This window comes from Anaerotruncus sp. DFI.9.16, from assembly GCF_024461615.1.
Taxonomy (GTDB): Bacteria; Bacillota; Clostridia; order Oscillospirales; family Ruminococcaceae; genus Anaerotruncus; species Anaerotruncus massiliensis.
Map to the genome: position 1 here is coordinate 45,213 of NZ_JANFZX010000015.1, position 17,091 is coordinate 62,303.

At 64.7% G+C, this 17,091-nt stretch carries 19 protein-coding genes; 18 read left to right on the forward strand and 1 reads right to left on the reverse strand.

What is annotated here, in order from left to right:
- Nucleotides 1–17 precede the first annotated feature (17 nt).
- From NE609_RS08160 to NE609_RS08180, 5 genes are all read left to right on the forward strand, one after another.
- Nucleotides 18–1,835 carry a sensor histidine kinase gene (locus NE609_RS08160; protein ID WP_256152257.1) on the forward strand — a complete coding sequence of 606 codons (1,818 nt, stop codon included), beginning with the start codon at nucleotides 18–20 and terminating at the stop codon, nucleotides 1,833–1,835.
- The gene (locus tag NE609_RS08165; RefSeq protein WP_158595625.1) at nucleotides 1,825–2,829 is read left to right on the forward strand and encodes a substrate-binding domain-containing protein; all 1,005 of its coding nucleotides are present in this window, start codon (nucleotides 1,825–1,827) and stop codon (nucleotides 2,827–2,829) included. The genes NE609_RS08160 and NE609_RS08165 overlap by 11 nt, the downstream gene beginning before the upstream one ends.
- A 25-nt stretch (nucleotides 2,830–2,854) precedes the next feature.
- Nucleotides 2,855–4,330 carry a rhamnulokinase family protein gene (locus NE609_RS08170; protein WP_121586818.1) on the forward strand — a complete coding sequence of 492 codons (1,476 nt, stop codon included), beginning with the start codon at nucleotides 2,855–2,857 and terminating at the stop codon, nucleotides 4,328–4,330.
- Between the two features lie 179 nt (nucleotides 4,331–4,509).
- Complete coding sequence (locus NE609_RS08175) at nucleotides 4,510–6,294, forward strand: L-fucose isomerase (protein WP_256152258.1); 1,785 nt, start codon at nucleotides 4,510–4,512, stop codon at nucleotides 6,292–6,294.
- A 216-nt stretch (nucleotides 6,295–6,510) separates the two neighbouring features.
- Nucleotides 6,511–6,945, forward strand: a complete 435-nt coding sequence (locus NE609_RS08180) for an RbsD/FucU family protein (RefSeq protein WP_101551622.1) — start codon at nucleotides 6,511–6,513, stop codon at nucleotides 6,943–6,945.
- 52 nt (nucleotides 6,946–6,997) lie between these two features.
- Here the strand turns inward: NE609_RS08180 and NE609_RS08185 are convergent, their stop codons facing one another.
- Complete coding sequence (locus NE609_RS08185) at nucleotides 6,998–7,753, reverse strand: DeoR/GlpR family DNA-binding transcription regulator (RefSeq protein ID WP_121586816.1); 756 nt, start codon at nucleotides 7,751–7,753, stop codon at nucleotides 6,998–7,000.
- Nucleotides 7,754–7,938: 185 nt separating this feature from the next.
- Here NE609_RS08185 and NE609_RS08190 point away from each other — a divergent pair, with 185 nt between their 5' ends.
- The 13 genes from NE609_RS08190 to NE609_RS08250 all read left to right on the forward strand — a co-directional run bounded on the left by NE609_RS08190 (nucleotide 7,939) and on the right by NE609_RS08250 (nucleotide 17,061).
- The gene (locus NE609_RS08190; protein WP_101553245.1) at nucleotides 7,939–8,763 is read left to right on the forward strand and encodes a class II aldolase/adducin family protein; all 825 of its coding nucleotides are present in this window, start codon (nucleotides 7,939–7,941) and stop codon (nucleotides 8,761–8,763) included.
- A 44-nt stretch (nucleotides 8,764–8,807) separates the two neighbouring features.
- Nucleotides 8,808–9,752 carry a heme-binding protein gene (locus tag NE609_RS08195; protein WP_256152259.1) on the forward strand — a complete coding sequence of 315 codons (945 nt, stop codon included), beginning with the start codon at nucleotides 8,808–8,810 and terminating at the stop codon, nucleotides 9,750–9,752.
- Nucleotides 9,749–11,170, forward strand: coding sequence for an aldehyde dehydrogenase family protein (locus NE609_RS08200; RefSeq protein ID WP_256152260.1), 1,422 nt, complete (start codon nucleotides 9,749–9,751; stop codon nucleotides 11,168–11,170). The genes NE609_RS08195 and NE609_RS08200 overlap by 4 nt, the downstream gene beginning before the upstream one ends.
- 33 nt (nucleotides 11,171–11,203) lie before the next feature.
- A complete protein-coding gene (locus NE609_RS08205) occupies nucleotides 11,204–12,385 on the forward strand; it encodes a zinc-binding dehydrogenase (RefSeq protein WP_256152261.1) in 1,182 nt (393 codons plus the stop codon).
- Nucleotides 12,386–12,421: 36 nt separating this feature from the next.
- Nucleotides 12,422–12,751: a BMC domain-containing protein gene (locus NE609_RS08210; RefSeq protein WP_101551613.1), complete on the forward strand. Its 330-nt coding sequence runs from the start codon at nucleotides 12,422–12,424 to the stop codon at nucleotides 12,749–12,751.
- Nucleotides 12,752–12,799: 48 nt separating this feature from the next.
- A complete protein-coding gene (locus NE609_RS08215) occupies nucleotides 12,800–13,078 on the forward strand; it encodes a BMC domain-containing protein (protein WP_256152262.1) in 279 nt (92 codons plus the stop codon).
- Nucleotides 13,079–13,114: 36 nt separating this feature from the next.
- Complete coding sequence (locus NE609_RS08220; protein ID WP_101547903.1) at nucleotides 13,115–13,390, forward strand: BMC domain-containing protein; 276 nt, start codon at nucleotides 13,115–13,117, stop codon at nucleotides 13,388–13,390.
- Nucleotides 13,391–13,405: 15 nt separating this feature from the next.
- Entirely contained in the window at nucleotides 13,406–13,693 is a 288-nt protein-coding gene (locus NE609_RS08225; protein ID WP_256152263.1) for a BMC domain-containing protein, read from the forward strand.
- Nucleotides 13,694–13,873: 180 nt separating this feature from the next.
- Nucleotides 13,874–14,146: a BMC domain-containing protein gene (locus NE609_RS08230; RefSeq protein ID WP_256152267.1), complete on the forward strand. Its 273-nt coding sequence runs from the start codon at nucleotides 13,874–13,876 to the stop codon at nucleotides 14,144–14,146.
- A gap of 69 nt (nucleotides 14,147–14,215) precedes the next feature.
- Complete coding sequence (gene pduL, locus NE609_RS08235) at nucleotides 14,216–14,872, forward strand: phosphate propanoyltransferase (protein WP_121586474.1); 657 nt, start codon at nucleotides 14,216–14,218, stop codon at nucleotides 14,870–14,872.
- Between the two features lie 20 nt (nucleotides 14,873–14,892).
- Entirely contained in the window at nucleotides 14,893–15,144 is a 252-nt protein-coding gene (locus NE609_RS08240; RefSeq protein WP_101547909.1) for a EutN/CcmL family microcompartment protein, read from the forward strand.
- A 34-nt stretch (nucleotides 15,145–15,178) separates the two neighbouring features.
- On the forward strand, nucleotides 15,179–16,513 hold the full coding sequence (locus tag NE609_RS08245) for a 4Fe-4S dicluster domain-containing protein (protein ID WP_256152264.1): 1,335 nt from the start codon (nucleotides 15,179–15,181) through the stop codon (nucleotides 16,511–16,513).
- A gap of 2 nt (nucleotides 16,514–16,515) precedes the next feature.
- Nucleotides 16,516–17,061 carry a BMC domain-containing protein gene (locus NE609_RS08250; protein WP_256152265.1) on the forward strand — a complete coding sequence of 182 codons (546 nt, stop codon included), beginning with the start codon at nucleotides 16,516–16,518 and terminating at the stop codon, nucleotides 17,059–17,061.
- Nucleotides 17,062–17,091: the final 30 nt, after the last annotated feature.

The following is a 17,091-nucleotide window of genomic DNA, read 5'->3' on the forward strand; positions in this document are numbered from 1 at the left end:
GCCGGGGGAGGGAAGACGTGCGGAAGGTTTGGAAAAAACTGAGGAAGGCGCTCAATCCGTACAGCGTGCGCGGCACGATGATCCTGCCCTTCATGCTGCTCATCTCGATCATCGTGCTGCTCGTGTCGCTCGTCTCCTACTACTACACGATGAACGACATCGAGAGCATCTCGATCAACTACACCGTGCGCCTGCTCGGGGAGATCAACGCGAGCATCGACTCGTACATAGACAACATGAAGAGTATGGCGAAGGTGGTCGTCGAGAACAAGGACGTGCGGGACGTGATGGCCTTCTATAACCGGCACCACGACAAGCGCCTCTCCTACATCGAGGAGAAGGAGCTGGAACGGCTGCGCGCGAACGCGGCCGCGCACATGAACATTGTGGCGAACACCCGCAGCGACATCACCAACATCGCGGTGATCTCCAAGTATAAGGACGTCGTGCTCAGCGACGTCGAAAAGGAGGTCAACGAGAACTCCGAGTTCAACGTCACCGACTGGTACCTGAAGCCGATGTCCTACAAGGACGAGATCGTCGTCTCCCCCTCCCACGTGCAGAACCTCGTGTCGGGGGAGTACAAGTGGGTCATCTCGATCTCCAAGTCGGTGCTCGACCCCGAGACGGGGGAGGTCACGGGCGTCATGGTGATCGACCTCAACTACCGGTCAATCGAGGCGATCTGCGAAAACGCCCAGCTGGGCAAGAACGGCTACATCTACCTGATTGACCGGCACAAGAACATCATCTACCATCCCCAGCAGCAGCTCCTTTACTCGGGCATCAAGAGCGAGCTCGTCGAGGAGATCCTCAAGATGCGGGACACCTACCTGCGGGACGATGTGAACAACCGCATCTACACCCGCAACTACTCCGAGCTGACCGGCTGGAGCGCGGTGGGGGTGGTGAACGTGGATGAGCTGATCAAGGACAAGAGCAGCATCATCGACTTCTATTTCCGCCTCGCGGGGATCTCGATCCTCTTCGCGATGACCTTCGCGGTGCTCATCTCCACGACGATCACCAACCCGATCAAGATGCTCGAGAACACGATGCACGAGGTCGAGGTGGGCAACTTCGACGTGCGCTCGGAGATCGAGCTCAACAACGAGATCGGCCACCTCAGCAAGACCTTCAACGTCATGATCTCCCGCATCAAGGACCTGATGGAAAAGACGGTGCGGGACGAGGAGGAGAAGCGCAGAAGCGAAATCCGCGCCCTACAGGCGCAGATCAACCCGCACTTCCTCTACAACACCCTCGACACGATCATCTGGATGTCGGCGGGCGGCAAGAACGATGAGGTCGTGGAGGTCACCTCCGCGCTCGCGCGGCTCTTCCGCACGAGCATCAGCAAGGGGGAAAACCTCGTCACGCTGCTCAACGAGGTGGAGAACATCAAAAGCTACCTCACCATCCAGAAGATGCGCTACGAGGATAAGCTCTCCTGGCGGGTCGACGTGCAGCCCGAGCTGCTCGGGCTGATGACCCCCAAGCTCATCCTCCAGCCGATCGTTGAAAACGCCGTCTACCATGGCATCAAGATGAGCCAGGCGGGAGGCGAGATCGCCATCTCGGCGCGCACTGCGGGGGATCGGCTGACCATCACGATCGCGGACAGCGGCGTGGGCATGACGGCCGAGCAGCTGGAGCAGCTCTTCGTCCCGCGCCCCGACACCGACCGGGGGATCGGCGTGATCAACGTCAACAACCGCATCCGCCTCTGCTTCGGGGAGGAATACGGGCTGCACTATTTCTCCGCGCCCGGCGAGGGCACCCGTGTGGAAATCTGGCTGCCGGTGATCGAAGGCGGTGATGAAGATGATGTTTAAACGGCGCTATTTCCTGCTGCTGGCAGCGCTGTTCTTCTGCTTTGGGGCGCTGCTCTTCTTCTTTGTCCACGAGGGCCGCCTGCTGCTCCCCGAGGAGGAGCCGGCCGCGCGCTACAACATTCAGGTGATCTTCAAGGCGCTGGCCAACCCGCCCGACTTCTGGCGGGTGGTCGAGCAGGGGGTGCAGTCGGCCGCTGCGGAATACGGCGTCAACTGCGAGGTGACCGCCCCGCCGATGGAAAAGGACGTCGATCGCCAGATCGAACTGGTGCGGGAGGCGATCGCCAAGCACCCCGACGCGATCATTCTGGCGGCGAGCGACTATGAGCGGATGGTCCCCGTCTGCAAGGAGGTGACCGACGCGGGCATCCTGCTCGTGACGGTCGACAGCGACGTCAACTACGACGGGCGGCGGTGCTTCGTCGGCACCGACAACGTCGCGATGGGCCGCAAACTCGCCGAGCTGGTGGACGAGGCGGTCCCGTCCGAGCAGAAGATCGGCGTGATGGGCCATGTCGAGGGGGCGCGCACCGCGGTGGAACGCCGCGACGGGCTCATCGAAAACGTCGCGGGCGGGGCGGACCGGGTGGCCGCGCTCGACTACTGCGACGGCTCGGAGATCGTCTCCCGGCAGCGCACCAAGGAGATGCTCATCGCGCATCCGGAGATCCGCTGCATGGTGGGGCTCAACGAGTCGTCGGCGCTCGGCGTGGCCAACGCGATCCGGGACCTCGGGCTGGAGGGGGAGGTCGGGCTGATCGCCTGCGACAGCTCGGAAAAGCAGATCCAGTTCATGGAGCAGGGGACGATCCAGGCGTTCGTCATCCAGAACCCCTTCAACATGGGGTACCTGAGCGTCTCCAACACGGTTTCGATCCTCCAGGGCAGGACGGTGCCCGAGGTGGTCAACACCGACAGCGTGATCATCAAGAAGGAGGACCTCTACAAAAAGGAGAACCAGAAGCTGATGTTCCCGTTCACGAGCGTGGAATAAATCAAGAGGAAAAGGGTGTCATGAGATGAAAAAGAGACTGCTGGCATTTGATTTCGGCGCGTCGAGCGGCCGCGCCATGCTCGGGGAATTCGATGGGGAGCGCATCGCGCTCACCGAGGTTCACCGCTTTGACAACAACCCCGTCACGGTGCGCGGAACCTTCTACTGGGACGTGCTCGCGCTCTTTCACGAGATCAAGCAGGGCATCACCAAGGCGAAGGCGCTGGGCGATTTCGAGAGCATCGGCATTGACACCTGGGGGGTGGATTTCGGCCTGCTCGACCGGCACGGCGACCTGATGCAGAACCCCGTCCACTACCGCGACGCCCGCACCGCCGGGATGATCGAGGAGGTCTGCGGGATCATCGGCCGCGATGAGCTCTACCGGGCGACCGGCAACCAGTTCATGGAGCTCAACACGATCTTCCAGCTCTATTCCCTCGCGCAGAAGCGCCCCGAGCTGCTCGAGCGCGCAAGCCGCGCGCTGCTCATGCCCGACCTCTTCGGCTACCTGCTGACGGGCGGGCAGGCGTCGGAATATTCGATCGCCTCCACCACCCAGCTCATGGACCCGCGCACCCACGAGTGGAACAAAGGGATCATGCGGCGGCTGGGGATCCCCGAGGACCTCTTCCCCGATATCGTGAAGCCGGGCACCCCGCTGGGCGTCCTGTCGGACGACATCCGCGAGGAGCTGGGCGTCGGACCGGTGAAGGTGGTCTCGGTGACGGGCCACGACACCGCCTGCGCGGTCGTGGCCGCGCCCGCGACGGAGGAGGATTTTATCTATATCTCCTGCGGCACCTGGTCCCTCTTCGGCACCGAGCTTCGGGAACCGGTCATCGGGGAGAAGAGCCTGCGTTACAACATCACCAACGAGGGCGGCTACGGGTACACGGTGCGGTTCCTCAAAAACATCATCGGCCTCTGGATGATCCAGGAGACCCGCCGCCAGTACCGCCGCGAGGGGGAGCAGTACAGCTACAACGATCTCGAAAAGCACGCGCTGGCCTCCGAGCCCTTCCGCTACTTCATCGACCCCGACGCGCCCGAATTCGTCGCGCCGGGCAACATCCCCCGCCGCATTCGCGCCTTCTGCAGGCGCACGGGGCAGGGGGAGCCGCAGACGGTCGGCGAGATCATGCGCTGCATCTACGAGAGCCTCGCGCTCAAGTACCGCTGCGCCTTCGACCAGATCCGCGACTGCACGGGCAAGGACTACCACAGCATCCACATGGTCGGCGGCGGCACCAAGGACAATCTCCTCTGCCGCATGGCGGCCTCCTCCACCGGCTGCCGGGTGGTGGCCGGGCCAATCGAGGCGACCGCGCTGGGCAACATCGCGGTGCAGCTAATGGCGCAGGGGGACATCGGCGACGTGTGGGAGGCGCGGAGGATCATCTCCAACTCCTTCGAGCCGGTCGAATACCTGCCGGAGGACGTTCCTGCGTGGGAGGCGGCCTACGCGCGCTTTAAACAGTATATCCTGCCCGGGGGATGAGACCGGGAAAGGGACGGCGCGGGCCGTCCCTCTCTTTTTTCATAGGATTACGACCAATTTCCGGAAAATAACGAATTAACTTTTGCGGGGCGATTGTGTAAAATTGGACACAGGCAATAAAAATATCCGGACGGTGCGTCCGGATTTTGTTCAACAGTCAAACTGAAGGAGGTCATTTCATGAGTTATCCGAAAATTGGCATCCGGCCGGTCATCGACGGCAGGTGGGGCGGCGTCCGCGAGAGCCTCGAAAACCAGACGATGGGCATGGCTTACGCGGCGGCGGAGCTGATCTCGAAGAACCTTACATATCCCGACGGCACCCCGGTCCAGTGCGTCATCGGCTGCACGACGATCGGCGGCGGCGCGGAGGCGGCCAAGGTGGCCGAGCAGTTCTCCACCGAAAACGTCGTGGCGACCCTGTCGGTCACCCCCTGCTGGTGCTACGGCAGCGAGACGATGGACCTCGACCCGCTGACCATCAAGGCGGTCTGGGGCTTCAACGGCACCGAGCGCCCCGGCGCGGTCTACCTCGCGGCGGCCATGTCCGCCCACGCGCAGCGGAATCTGCCCGTCTTTTCGATCTACGGCCACGACGTGCAGGACGCCGACGACACCTCGATCCCGGCGGACGTATCGGAGAAGCTGCTGCGGTTCGCGCGCTGCGCCGTCGCGGTGGGGCTCATGCGGGACAAGGCGTACGTCAACCTCGGCGGCGTCGCGATGGGCATCGCCGGCTCCAACTGCAATGCCGACTTCTTCCAGAAATATCTGGGCATCCGCGCCGAGTGGGTCGACATGACCGAGATCGTCCGCCGCATCACGCTGGAGATCTACGACCATGACGAGTATGAGAAGGCGCTCAAATGGGTCAAGGCCAATTGTAAGGAGGGCTTCGACTGCAACGCCGGCAAGAACCTGCCGGAGGTCATCACGAAATCCAAGGTCGTCCCGGCCGACAAGGACTGGGAGTTCATCGTCAAGCAGACGCTCGTCTGCCACGACATCCTGTACGGCAATCCCAAGCTCGCCGAGATGGGCTGGCACGAGGAGTCGCTCGGCCGCAACGCGATCGCGGGCGGCTTCCAGGGGCAGCGCCAGTGGACCGACTGGCTCCCGAACGGCGACTTCATGGAGGCGATCAACAACAGCACCTTCGACTGGAACGGCAAGAAGTGCCCGACCGTGCTCGCCACCGAGAACGACACCTGCAACGGCGTCGCCATGCTCTTTGAGGCGCTGCTGACCAACCGCGCCCCCGTCTTCGCCGACGTGCGCACCTACTGGAGCCCCGAGGCGGTCGAGCGGGTGTGCGGACGCCGCCCGGAGGGCGTCGCCGCCAACGGCTTCCTGCACCTCATCAACTCGGGTGCGGCGGCGCTCGACGCCACCGGCGTCTCGAAGGACGAGAACGGAAACGGCTGCATGAAGCAGTGGTTCGACGTCACCGATTCCGATATCGAAGCGATGCTCCGTGCGACCGACTGGTGCCGCGCCAACTATGAGTACTTCCGCGGCGGCGGGTTCTCCTCCCACTTTAAGACCCACGCGGAGATGCCCGTCACCCTCGTGCGCTTCAACCTCGTCGACGGGCTCGGCCCCGTGCTTCAGCTCGCCGAGGGCTGGACCGCCCTGCTGCCCGACGACATGCACGAAAAGATCGACCTGCGCACCGACCGCACCTGGCCGACGACCTGGTTCGCCCCCCGCCTGACCGGAAAGGGCGCTTTCAAGGACGTCTACAGCGTCATGGCCAACTGGGGCGCGAACCACGGCGCCTTCGTCTACGGGCACATCGGCGCGGACCTCATCACGCTGGCGTCGATGCTGCGCATCCCCGTCTCGCTCCACAACGTGGAGGACGACGCGGTCTACCGCCCGCACACCTGGGCCTCCTACGGCACCCGGGACCTCGAGTCGGCGGACTACCGCGCCTGTGAGCAGTACGGGCCGCTCTACCGCTGAGAAAACAGATAAGAGGGGGCGGCGGACTGCCGCCCCCTCTTGACAGATGACAAGCCATCATATTCGGCAATTCCCCGCCTGACCGAAAGGGAGGGGGCGTGTGTGGGGGAACCGTCAGGTTCCTACCGCGCGTTGAGCGAGCGCAGCGAGCGGGGAACCCCGCCGCAGCGGCTTCATCCTGCCGAAAATGTTCGGCAAGATGAAGGAGGAATTGCGATGTTAAAGGGCATCCCCAGCGTCCTGCCGCCCGAGCTGCTCAAAATCCTGATGGAGATGGGCCACGGCGACACGATCGTGATCGGCGACGGCAATTTCCCGCACGCCGCGATGGCCAAACGCCTCGTGCGCTGCGACGGCAACGGCGTGCCGAAGCTCCTCGACGCGGTTTTGCGGCTCATGCCGCTCGATTCCTACAGCGAGTACCAGGTGGGGCTGATGGAGGTCGTCCCCGGCGACCCCTGCAAGCCGGTCATCTGGGACGAGTACCGGGAGATCATCAACCGCTACGAGCCGGTGAACAACAGGATCGAAATGATCGAGCGGTTCGCCTTCTATGAGCGCGCGAAGGAGGCCTACGCGGTCGTCACCTCCTCCGAGCTGGCGCTCTACGCCAACATCATCCTGCGCAAGGGCGTCGTCACCGAGGAATAACGCATAAAAAAGGGCCCTCCCCGGCGGGGAGGGCCCTTTTTTATGGATATGGTCAGTTCGGCCGGTGGAGCTGGGTGTACTGGTTGCAGAGGTCGTTGGTCTCCTTGCGCTCGGTGATCACCTCGTAGTAGTCGGAGAGGGCGGCGAGCTTGCAGAGAAAGTCGACGTTCATCTTCGAGAGGTCGCAGAGGAGAATCGCCTTTTTGCAGTTGGCGAGGTAGCGCCGCTTGACGGCGGCCTCCTCCTCGCTCGCCTCCGACACCCCCCGCTCGATGCTGAAGCCCCGGCAGGACATGAAGGCGATGTCGGCGTTGAAGCGGTCGATGTAGCCGCAGGCGGTCTCGCCGACGAGGGACTTGGAATTCTCCCGCAGGGTGCCGCCGGTGCAGAAGACCTTGACGTTTTTGAACTCCGAGAGAAGCAGGGAGGTCTTGAGTCCGTTGGTGATCACCTTGATGTTGGTGAAGCGGTCGAGGGTCCGCGCCAGCGCGAAGACGGTGCTCGACGAATCGAGGAAGAGGGTCATCCCGTCGGAGATGTGGCGGGAAGCCATGTCGGCGATGATCTGCTTTTTCATCGCGTTCTGGTTTTCGCGGAAGGCGAGGGGGTCCTCGCTCGTGCTCCCCTCGACGAGGATCGCCCCGCCGCGGGTGCGCCGGATGAGCTTGCTCTCCTCCAGCTCGCGCAGGTCGCGGCGGACGGTGGCGCCGCTGGCGAAGACGGCGGCGCACAGCTGCTCGACGGTGACCACCCGCCCCCGTTCGCGCATATAGTCGAGGATTTGCTGCTTGCGTTCGTAGGCGAGCATCGGATTTCCTCCTTCTGTCGATCATAGGTGATCAAAATGGATTGCAGATCAAGTTATAGAGGTGAAATGATCAATATCGCCGCCAAATATAGCTTGTTTTGATTAATCTTGATAAGATGATAACAGGAATGAACAGGAAATGCAACCACCTTCTGCAAAACAGTGTAAAAAAGGAGACGAAATTTATGGCATCGGCATACGAAATCAAAAAACAGCTCTGTGACATCGGCCGCCGCATCTATCAGAACGGATTTGTCGCCGCCAACGACGGCAACTTCTCCGTCAAGATCAGCGAAAACGAGTTCTACTGCACCCCCACCGGCGTGTCCAAGGGCTACATGACCCCCGACATGATCCTCAAGGTGGACGGGCAGGGCAACATGCTCGAGCCCAACGCGAAGTATAAGCCCTCCTCCGAGTTCAAGATGCACCTGCGCGTCTATCAGGAGCGCCCCGACGTGACCGCCGTGGTCCACGCGCATCCGCCTGTCGCGACCGCGCACGCCGTCTGCGGCATGCCGCTCGACAGCATGATCATGCCCGAGGTCATCATCTTCCTCGGCGAGGTGCCGCTGACCAAGTACGGCACCCCCTCCACGATGGAGATCCCCGAGGCGATCTCCGACGCGCTCAAGGACCACGACGCGGTGCTGCTGGAAAACCACGGCGCGCTGTCGGTGGGCGTCGACCTGACCCAGGCGTACTTCCGCATGGAGACGCTCGAATATTGGGCGAAGGTGAGCCTCTACGCAAAGCAGCTCGGCGGCGCTCAGGAGCTGACCTGCGAGCAGATCGAGCGGCTGATTGAAATCCGCAAGCAGATGAAGCTGCCCGGACGGCACCCCGGCTGCTCCCGCTGCGCCAACCGCGGCACCGACAAATGCCGCTGCCTGACCCCGGAGCAGAAGGCCTCCTGCGCGGCCAAATCGGCCCCAACCGCGAACCCCGCCTCCAACGAGGCGATGATCCGTGAGATCACCCAGAAGGTGCTGGCCTCTCTCGGCAAATAAAAAATCGCGGGGCGTTACATAGCCTCCGGAGAGGGGGATCACCGATGAGGATCTACACAAGGACCGGGGACACCGGGTTCTCCAGTACGGGAAACCGCCGGATGATCCCCAAAAATTCCCCCGTGTTTTCCCTGCTCGGGGCGCTGGAGGAACTGGACGCGTCGCTCGGGGAGGCGGCCGGGAAGCTCCCGGCGGGGCTTGCCGAGGTCGCGGGGACGCTGCGGCGGGACGTGGCGGCCCTCTCCGCCGAGCTCTCGGGCGGCGAAAAATTTGCCGACGCCGCCCGCGTCAGGGGAATGGAGGAATCCATCGACCTGATGATGGAGTCGGCGGGCGCGGGCGCGCCGGTCGGCTCCCGGGAGAGCGCGGGCGCCGCGGCGCTCGGGGTTTCCCGGGCAATCGCGCGCCGGGCGGAGCGGGAGATGGCCTCCGCCAAGCAGACGGGCGGCGTCACGCCCGACGCGATGCGCTACCTCAACCGCCTTTCCGACCTGCTCTACGCGATGGCCCGCATGGCCGACGCGCAGGGGCCCGGACCGGCGGCCCCGCCGGCGGACTTCGGCGGCGGGTTCCTCGAGAGGGCGCTGGAGCTCTGCCGGCGGGTGCTCGCCGAGGCGCGGCGGGAAAACCTGCGGGTGACCGCCGCGGTGTGCGACGAGGGGGGCAGCCCCACGGCGCTGCTCCGGGACGACGGAGCGCTGCTCGCGAGCGTTGAGATCGCCAGGGACAAGGCGTTCACGAGCGCGGCGATGCGCATGTCCACCGAGAAGCTCGCCGGGCTCTGCAAGCCGGGCGGCTCCCTCTACGGCCTCCAGCACACGAACGGCGGGCGGATCGTCATCTTCGGCGGCGGCGTGCCGCTGGTGGAGGGGAACCGACTGGTCGGTGGCTTCGGCGTCAGCGGGGGCACGGCGGAACAGGATACGAACCTTGCGAACTACGCGCTGAAGGTTTTCAGCGCAGGCATAAGGGAGGAATACAGCAGATGAACATCAGCGAAAAGGAGATCGAGGGAATCGTCCGCCAGGTGATCGCGGGCATGACGGTTTCCGAGGCTTCCTCCGGGATGGTGATCGATGGGAAGACCTATCTCGGCGTGTTCGAAGATATGAACGATGCGATCGACGCCGCCTGGAAGGCGCAGAAAAAGCTCTATGACGTGTCGGTGGAGGAGAAGGAGGAGATCATCTCCGCCATCCGCCGGCTGATTCTCGAGGAGGCCGAGACGCTCGCCAAATTGGGCGTGTCGGAGACGGGCATGGGCCGCGTGGAGCACAAGATCCTCAAGCACCGCTATGTGGCCCAGAAGACCCCCGGCACCGAGGACCTCGTGACCGAGGCGATCACGGGGGACAAGGGGCTCACGCTGCTCGAGCTCGCGCCCTTCGGCGTGATCGGCGCGATGACCCCCTCCACCAACCCGAGCGAGACGGTGCTCTGCAACTCGATCGGCATGATCGCGGGCAGCAACACGGTGGTCTTCAACCCCCACCCCGGGGCGCTGATGACCTCGCTTTACGCGGTGGACCTCGTCAACCGGGCGGCGCGCTCGGTGGGCGCGCCGGAGAACCTCGCCGTTGCGGTGAGAAAGCCCACGATGGAGACCTCCGACATCATGATGAAATCCCCCAAGGTGCGCATGATCTGCTGCACCGGCGGCCCGGGCGTCGTGCGCGCGGTGCTCTCGTCGGGCAAGAAGGCGATCGGCGCGGGCGCGGGCAATCCGCCCGTCATCGTCGACGACACGGCCGACATCCAGAAGGCGGGCAGGGACATCATCGACGGCTGCACCTTTGACAACAACCTCCCCTGCATCGCGGAGAAGGAGGTATTCGCCTTTGAGAGCATCACCGACGAGCTGATCTACTACATGTCCCAGAACGGCGCCTATCTCATCAGCCGCGAGCAGATGCGGCAGCTTGAAGGGGTGGTGCTGGTCGAGGACAAGAAGGGCAAAAAGGCGATCAACAAGAACTGGGTCGGCCGCGACGCCAAAAAGATCCTCCACGAGATCGGGATCGAGGTCGGGGATGAGATCCGCTGCGTCATCTGTGAGGCGCAGTTCGACGACCCGTTCGTGCAGATCGAGCTCATGATGCCGATTCTGCCGATCGTGCGGGTGCCGGACATCGACACGGCGATCGACCTGGCGGTCAGGGCGGAGCACGGGCTCCGGCACACCGCCCACATGCACTCCAAAAACATCGACCACCTCACGAAATTTGCGCGGGCGATCGAGACGACCATCTTCGTCAAGAACGCGCCCTCCTACGCGGGCATCGGCGTGGGCGGAGAGGGGCATTGCACCTTTACCATCGCGGGTCCGACCGGGGAAGGGCTGACCTCGGCCAAGAGCTTCTGCCGGCGCAGGCGCTGCGCCATGGTGGACTCGTTCCGGATCGTCTGACGGCCCAATTCCAGATCGGGAGGTTACATAGTAATGGACATCAATGCGAACCAGATTGAAACCATCGTACGTTCGGTCCTCTCCCAGATGGGGACGGGCGCGCCCTCGTCGGGCATGGCGCGCGTCGCGATGCTGACCGCGGCCAAGCATTTCGAGGTCAAGGAGTTCCCCATCCCCCAGCCGGGCGACGACGAGATCCTCGTCAAGGTCGAGGGCTGCGGCGTGTGCGGCACCGACGTGCACGAGTGGAAGGGCGACCCCTTCGGCTACATCCCGCTCGTCCTCGGGCACGAGGGCACCGGCGAGGTGGTCGCGCTGGGCAAAAACATCAAACACGACTCGCAGGGCCACCCCATCCGGGTGGGCGACAAGCTGGTGACCTCGGTCATCTCCTGCGGCGAATGCCACAACTGCCTGATGCACCCCGACTCCCCCCAGCTCTGTGAAAACCAGGGGGTCTACGGGCTCATCCCGGACAACGACAAAAACCACCTCTGCGGCTGGTTTTCCACCCATCTGCTGATCACGAAGGGCTCGACCTTCTTCGTGGTCAACGACCTCTCCCTCGACCAGCGGATGCTGCTCGAATTGGCGGCGGTCACGACCCACGCGCTCGAGCAGGGCAAAAAGACGGGCCGCCTCAACTTCAACAGCAAGGTGCTCGTGCAGGGCTGCGGCCCGGTCGGCCTCATGATGATCGCCACGCTGCATGTCGCGGGCATCGACCGCATCATCGCGGTGGACGGCAACGAGAACCGCCTCGCCTTCGCCAAGCGGCTGGGCGCGACCGACACGGTCAACTTCAAGGAGCTGCCCACCCTCGATCAGCGGGTTGCGGCGGTCAAGGGCATGAGCGACGGCGCGGGCGCGGACTTCGCCTACCAGTGCACCGGCAACCCGGGCGCGGCGGCGGACGTCTACAAGTACATTCGCCGGGGCGGAGGGCTTTGCGAGATGGGATTTTTCGTCAACAACGGCGACTGCACCATCAATCCGCACTTCGACCTCTGCAATAAGGAGATCATGCTGGTCGGCTCGTGGACCTACGGCGCGCACGAATATCCCGTCACGATGGCGTTCCTGCGCCGGGCCAAGGGGATGGGCGTGCCGCTCGAGGAGCTGATCACCCACCGCTTCCCGCTCGACAAAATGAACGAGGCGATGGAGACGAACCTTTCGCAGCAGGGCATCAAGATCGCGTATGTCGCGCAGTAAATTCCGGCGCATCCGCCGGGGCGGGGAGTGATATCTATGGCGCTTGGAATGATCGAGGTCTGCGGCTTCGTCACGTCGATCGTCGTGGCGGACGCCGCGGCCAAGGCGGCGGACGTCAAAATCCTCGCGCTCGACAAGAATAAGCCCGCGGCGGGCGACGCGGCGGAGGTGCCGCTCATCATGATCGTCAAGATCGGCGGGGAGGTCTCCGCCGTCGAGCAGGCCGTCGAGGCGGGGGTGCGGGAGGCGAAGGCCCGCGGGCTCTACGTCACCCACCACGTCATCGGGCGCGAGGCGGAGGACACCAAAAAGCTCTCGAAGCTCTGCGCGGTCGGCCGCGACCGCTTCGACGAGCACAACTATTAACCAGGAACTCAAAATCCACATAAGAACGAATTTGTAAAGGAGATTATTATGATGATGGAAGCATTGGGCATGGTCGAGACCAGGGGTCTGGTAGCAAACATCGAAGCGGCGGACGCGATGGTCAAGGCCGCGAACGTCACGCTGATCGGCACCGAGAAGATCGGTTCCGGGCTCGTAAGCGTCATGGTCCGCGGGGACGTCGGCGCGGTGAAGGCCGCCGTCGAGGCCGGCGGGGCCGCCGCCGCCCGTTTGGGCGAGGTCGTCGCGACCCACGTCATCCCGAGGCCGCACGCGGATGTGGAGAAGATCCTCCCGTCGCTCAAGTAACCCGAAACCGACAACGACGCAAAGGAGATAAGAACGATGATGGAAGCATTGGGCATGGTCGAGACCAGGGGTCTGGTAGCAAACATTGAAGCGGCGGATGCGATGGTCAAGGCCGCGAACGTCACGCTGATCGGCACCGAGAAGATCGGTTCCGGGCTCGTGAGCGTCATGGTCCGCGGGGACGTCGGCGCGGTGAAGGCCGCCGTCGAGGCCGGCGGGGCAGCGGCCGCGCGGCTGGGCGAGGTCGTCGCGACCCACGTGATCCCGAGGCCGCACGCGGATGTGGAGAAGATTCTTCCCTCCATCAAATAACAAAGGGGGATACCCATGGAACGGGCAATTGCGCTGATCGAGGTGCAGGCGATGGCCGCGGCGATCGAGGGGCTTGACGCGATGCTCAAGGCCGCCGACGTCCGGCTGGTGCATATCGAGCGCCGCCTCGGGGGGCGCATGGTCACCATCGTCGTGGACGGGGAGGTCTCCGCCGTCCAGGCGGCCGCCGACGCGGGCAGGGCCGCCGCCGGGCGGGTGGGCACCGTGAAGCTGTGCGAGGTGATCCCCCGCCCGCACGAGGAGATCAAGAAATTTCTCTATACCGATGATGTGGAGGCGTAGCACGGCATGGCAAAGGCAAATCAGAACGGAAAGAACAAGGTGACCAAGAGCGTGATTGCCGCAACCTCCCCGGAGGTGCTCGAGATGGTGACCAAACAGGCGCAGGCGAACACGCCCGCGCCGCCCGCCCCTCCCGCCCCAAAGCCGGAGGAACCGAAGGAAAAGAAGGAGCGTACAGGTATGGAAGCACTGGGCATGGTAGAGACCAGGGGACTGGTCGCGAACATCGAAGCGGCGGATGCGATGGTCAAGGCCGCGAACGTCGTACTGATCGGCACCGAGAAGATCGGTTCCGGGCTCGTGAGCGTCATGGTCCGCGGGGACGTCGGCGCGGTGAAGGCCGCAGTCGAGGCCGGCGGGGCGACCGCCGCCCGTTTGGGCGAGGTCGTCGCGACCCACGTGATCCCGAGGCCGCACGCGGATGTGGAGAAGATTCTCCCGCATCTGGACTGACCGCTTCCGGGCGGATCACCCGCCGGGCCCTTGCCCGGCGGGAACTGACGAAAAAAGGAGGCGGAGAAAATGGCCGTGGATGAAAAACTCGTGGAACTGATCGTCCGGCAGATTGTGGCGCAGCGTCAATCCGGGGCGCCCGCCGGGCTGCCGCCCATCCCGGTGGGGGTCTCCGCGCGGCATATCCACCTGACGCGGGAGCATATGGACATCCTCTTCGGCAAGGGCAGCGAGCTCCACAACATCAAGGAGCTGATGGGCGGGCAGTTCGCCGCCCAGGAGCAGGTGACGATCCTCGGACCGTCCCTGCGGCCGATCGAAAAGGTCCGCGTGCTCGGCCCGCTGCGCAAGCAGACGCAGATCGAAATCTCGCGCACCGACACCTTCGTGCTCAAGGTGCGCCCCCCGGTTCGCCCGTCGGGCGAGATCCGGGGCTCGGCCGGGCTCACGATCGTCGGCCCCTGCGGGGTGGTGATCGTCGAGGAGGGCTGCATCATCGCCAACCGGCACATCCACATGTCGCCGGAGGACGCGCGGCTCTACGGCGTGCGGGACGGCGACCTGGTCGAATGTCTCGCCGAGGGGGAGCGCCGGACGATGCTCTACGACGTGCAGATCCGGGTTGCGCCGAGCTTCACGCTCGAGATGCACATCGATACCGACGACGCCAACGCGATCGGGTTCACCGGCAAGCCGCAGGTGACGATCGTCAAACGCGGCGGCTGACCGGACGGAAGGGATTAACTATGGTATGCGGAAAGGTCACCGGCACGATCGTCTCCACCCGCAAGGTGGAGACGCTTGTCGGCTCTAAATTTCTCGAGGTCGAGCTCTACCGGAACGGCGCGCCGACGGGGGAATTCCTCGTCGCGATCGACCGGGTGGGCGCGGGCATCGGCGAGCGGGTGCTCATCACCCGCGGCAGTGGCGCGCGCCTGGCGCTCGACGACCGCGAGACCCCGACCGACGCGGTAATCGTCGGGATCATTGACGAATGAGGCGGTTTTCCGCCGGGAAGGGAGGGGAAGCCCCATGGAACTGGAACTGCTGAGGGATACAATCGAGGCCGCCGGCGTGATCGGCGCAGGCGGAGCGGGGTTCCCCACCCACCGGAAGCTGACGCGGGGGATCGACACGGTGCTGGTCAACGCCGCCGAGTGCGAGCCCCTGCTCTACACCGATTTTACCATTCTGCGGGAGCACCTCGACCGGGTGTGCGAGGGCGCGCGGGAGCTCTGCGACGCGATGGGCGCCGCACAGGTCCTCGTGGCGATGAAGGAGCACACCGCCCTGCGCCTCGGCGTCGCCCAGGGGGAGGAGCTCCCCTGCGGCGCGCGCGCCGCGCTACTGCCCGACGTCTACCCGATGGGCGACGAGATCATCATGATCTACCAGGCGCTCGGCCGGGTCGTGCCGCCGGGGCAGCTGCCCAGCGCGGTGGGCGTGGTCGTCGTCAACGCCGAGACGGCCTACAACGTCTCGAACGCCGTTCGGGGCGTCCCAGTGACGGAGAAATGGCTTACGATCGGCGGCGCGGTGGAACATCCCGTCGTCGTGAGGGTGCCGGTCAACTGCGGCGTGCGCGCGGTCCTGCGCGCGGCGGGGGTAACGGTTCCCGCGGGGCATGTCGTCGTGGACGGCGGCCCGGCGATGGGCAATATCGTGAATCCCGCCTCCGCAGTCGTGACCAAGAAGACCAAGGCGCTGCTCATCCTGCCGGAGGAGATCCCGGCGATCGCCAACAAGGCCGCGCCGGTCGAACGGCTGCTCAAACGGGTGCCGTCCGCCTGTTGCCAGTGCATGTACTGCACCGAGCTCTGCCCGCGCCACCTGCTGGGGTATCCGCTCCAGCCGCACAAGACGCTGCGGGCGGTGGGCGCGGGAACGCCGGGCAACCCGGAGGAGCTGCTCACCGCGTCGCTTTGCAGCGGCTGCGGGGTGTGCACGCTGATGGCCTGCTGTCAGGGGATCGCGCCGTCGGCGGCGATGACCGCCGTCAAGCAGAGCCTGGGCAGGCACCGGATCGGCTACCGCGCGGACGGGCCGACGAAGCCGGACCCCGAGCGGGACTTCCGGATGGTGCCGGTCAGCCGGTTCAAAAGCCGGATCGGCGTGGCGAAATTCGACCGGGAGGCCGAATGGGCCGGCGACCTGCCGGTGGCGCAGGCCCTCTGGCGCCTGCCGCTCTCCCAGCATGTGGGAAAGCCGTCGGAGCCGGTCGTGGCCGTGGGCGACGGGGTGGCGGCGGGCCAGCTGATCGCGAAGGCGCGGGAGGGTATCTCCGCGGCGCTGCACGCGCCGGTCGCGGGAACAATCTCCCGCGTGACGGATACGGAAATTGAAATGACGACGGGCGAGGTGAAATAAGAATGGATTATGCGGTAGGCGTACTGGAACTGCGGAGCATCGCCCGGGGAATCGAGGCGAGCGACGCCGCGCTCAAATCCGCCGGGATCCGGCTTATTTCGGCGCAGCCCATCTGCCCCGGGAAGTTCGAGCTGGTGATCACCGGCGAGCTCGCGCAGGTGAGCGCCGCGATGGACAAGGTCAAGGCCGGCTTCGAGGAGAACCTGCTTGACGCGGTGCTGCTCGGGCGGATCGACCCGGCGGTGGTCAAGGCGCTGCTCGGCGCGCAGCCGGAGGCGAAGCGCGGCGCGCTCGGCACGATCGAGACCTTCACCGTCGCCAGCGTGATTCTGGCCGCCGACTGCGCGGTCAAATCCGCCGACGTGGAGATCCTCGAGCTGCGCACCGCGCGCGGCATGGGCGGCAAGGGGGTCGTCCTGCTGACGGGCGACGTGGCCGACGTGACGGCCGCCGTTGAAGCGGGCGCGCGCTACGCCAAGGAGCAGGGCGTGTTCGTGGGCCAGTCGATTCTCGGCGCGCCCCACGAGGAGCTTTGGAACTTCCTGTAAAAGCATCAGCAAAGGAGGCGGGGGGGGGCG

Excerpts from the sequence above, each read along its gene's own strand:
- NE609_RS08250 (WP_256152265.1), top strand. The coding sequence starts at position 16,516 with ATGGATTATGCGGTAGGCGTACTGGAACTGCGGAGCATCGCCCGGGGA.
- NE609_RS08245 (WP_256152264.1), top strand. The coding sequence starts at position 15,179 with ATGGAACTGGAACTGCTGAGGGATACAATCGAGGCCGCCGGCGTGATC.
- NE609_RS08175 (WP_256152258.1), top strand. The coding sequence starts at position 4,510 with ATGAGTTATCCGAAAATTGGCATCCGGCCGGTCATCGACGGCAGGTGG.
- NE609_RS08180 (WP_101551622.1), top strand. The coding sequence starts at position 6,511 with ATGTTAAAGGGCATCCCCAGCGTCCTGCCGCCCGAGCTGCTCAAAATC.
- pduL (WP_121586474.1), top strand. The coding sequence starts at position 14,216 with ATGGCCGTGGATGAAAAACTCGTGGAACTGATCGTCCGGCAGATTGTG.
- NE609_RS08215 (WP_256152262.1), top strand. The coding sequence starts at position 12,800 with ATGATGATGGAAGCATTGGGCATGGTCGAGACCAGGGGTCTGGTAGCA.
- NE609_RS08230 (WP_256152267.1), top strand. The coding sequence starts at position 13,874 with ATGGAAGCACTGGGCATGGTAGAGACCAGGGGACTGGTCGCGAACATC.
- NE609_RS08170 (WP_121586818.1), top strand. The coding sequence starts at position 2,855 with ATGAAAAAGAGACTGCTGGCATTTGATTTCGGCGCGTCGAGCGGCCGC.
- NE609_RS08185 (WP_121586816.1), bottom strand. The coding sequence starts at position 7,753 with ATGCTCGCCTACGAACGCAAGCAGCAAATCCTCGACTATATGCGCGAA.
- NE609_RS08240 (WP_101547909.1), top strand. The coding sequence starts at position 14,893 with ATGGTATGCGGAAAGGTCACCGGCACGATCGTCTCCACCCGCAAGGTG.
- NE609_RS08205 (WP_256152261.1), top strand. The coding sequence starts at position 11,204 with ATGGACATCAATGCGAACCAGATTGAAACCATCGTACGTTCGGTCCTC.
- NE609_RS08210 (WP_101551613.1), top strand. The coding sequence starts at position 12,422 with ATGGCGCTTGGAATGATCGAGGTCTGCGGCTTCGTCACGTCGATCGTC.
- NE609_RS08200 (WP_256152260.1), top strand. The coding sequence starts at position 9,749 with ATGAACATCAGCGAAAAGGAGATCGAGGGAATCGTCCGCCAGGTGATC.
- NE609_RS08165 (WP_158595625.1), top strand. The coding sequence starts at position 1,825 with ATGATGTTTAAACGGCGCTATTTCCTGCTGCTGGCAGCGCTGTTCTTC.
- NE609_RS08220 (WP_101547903.1), top strand. The coding sequence starts at position 13,115 with ATGATGGAAGCATTGGGCATGGTCGAGACCAGGGGTCTGGTAGCAAAC.
- NE609_RS08190 (WP_101553245.1), top strand. The coding sequence starts at position 7,939 with ATGGCATCGGCATACGAAATCAAAAAACAGCTCTGTGACATCGGCCGC.
- NE609_RS08195 (WP_256152259.1), top strand. The coding sequence starts at position 8,808 with ATGAGGATCTACACAAGGACCGGGGACACCGGGTTCTCCAGTACGGGA.
- NE609_RS08225 (WP_256152263.1), top strand. The coding sequence starts at position 13,406 with ATGGAACGGGCAATTGCGCTGATCGAGGTGCAGGCGATGGCCGCGGCG.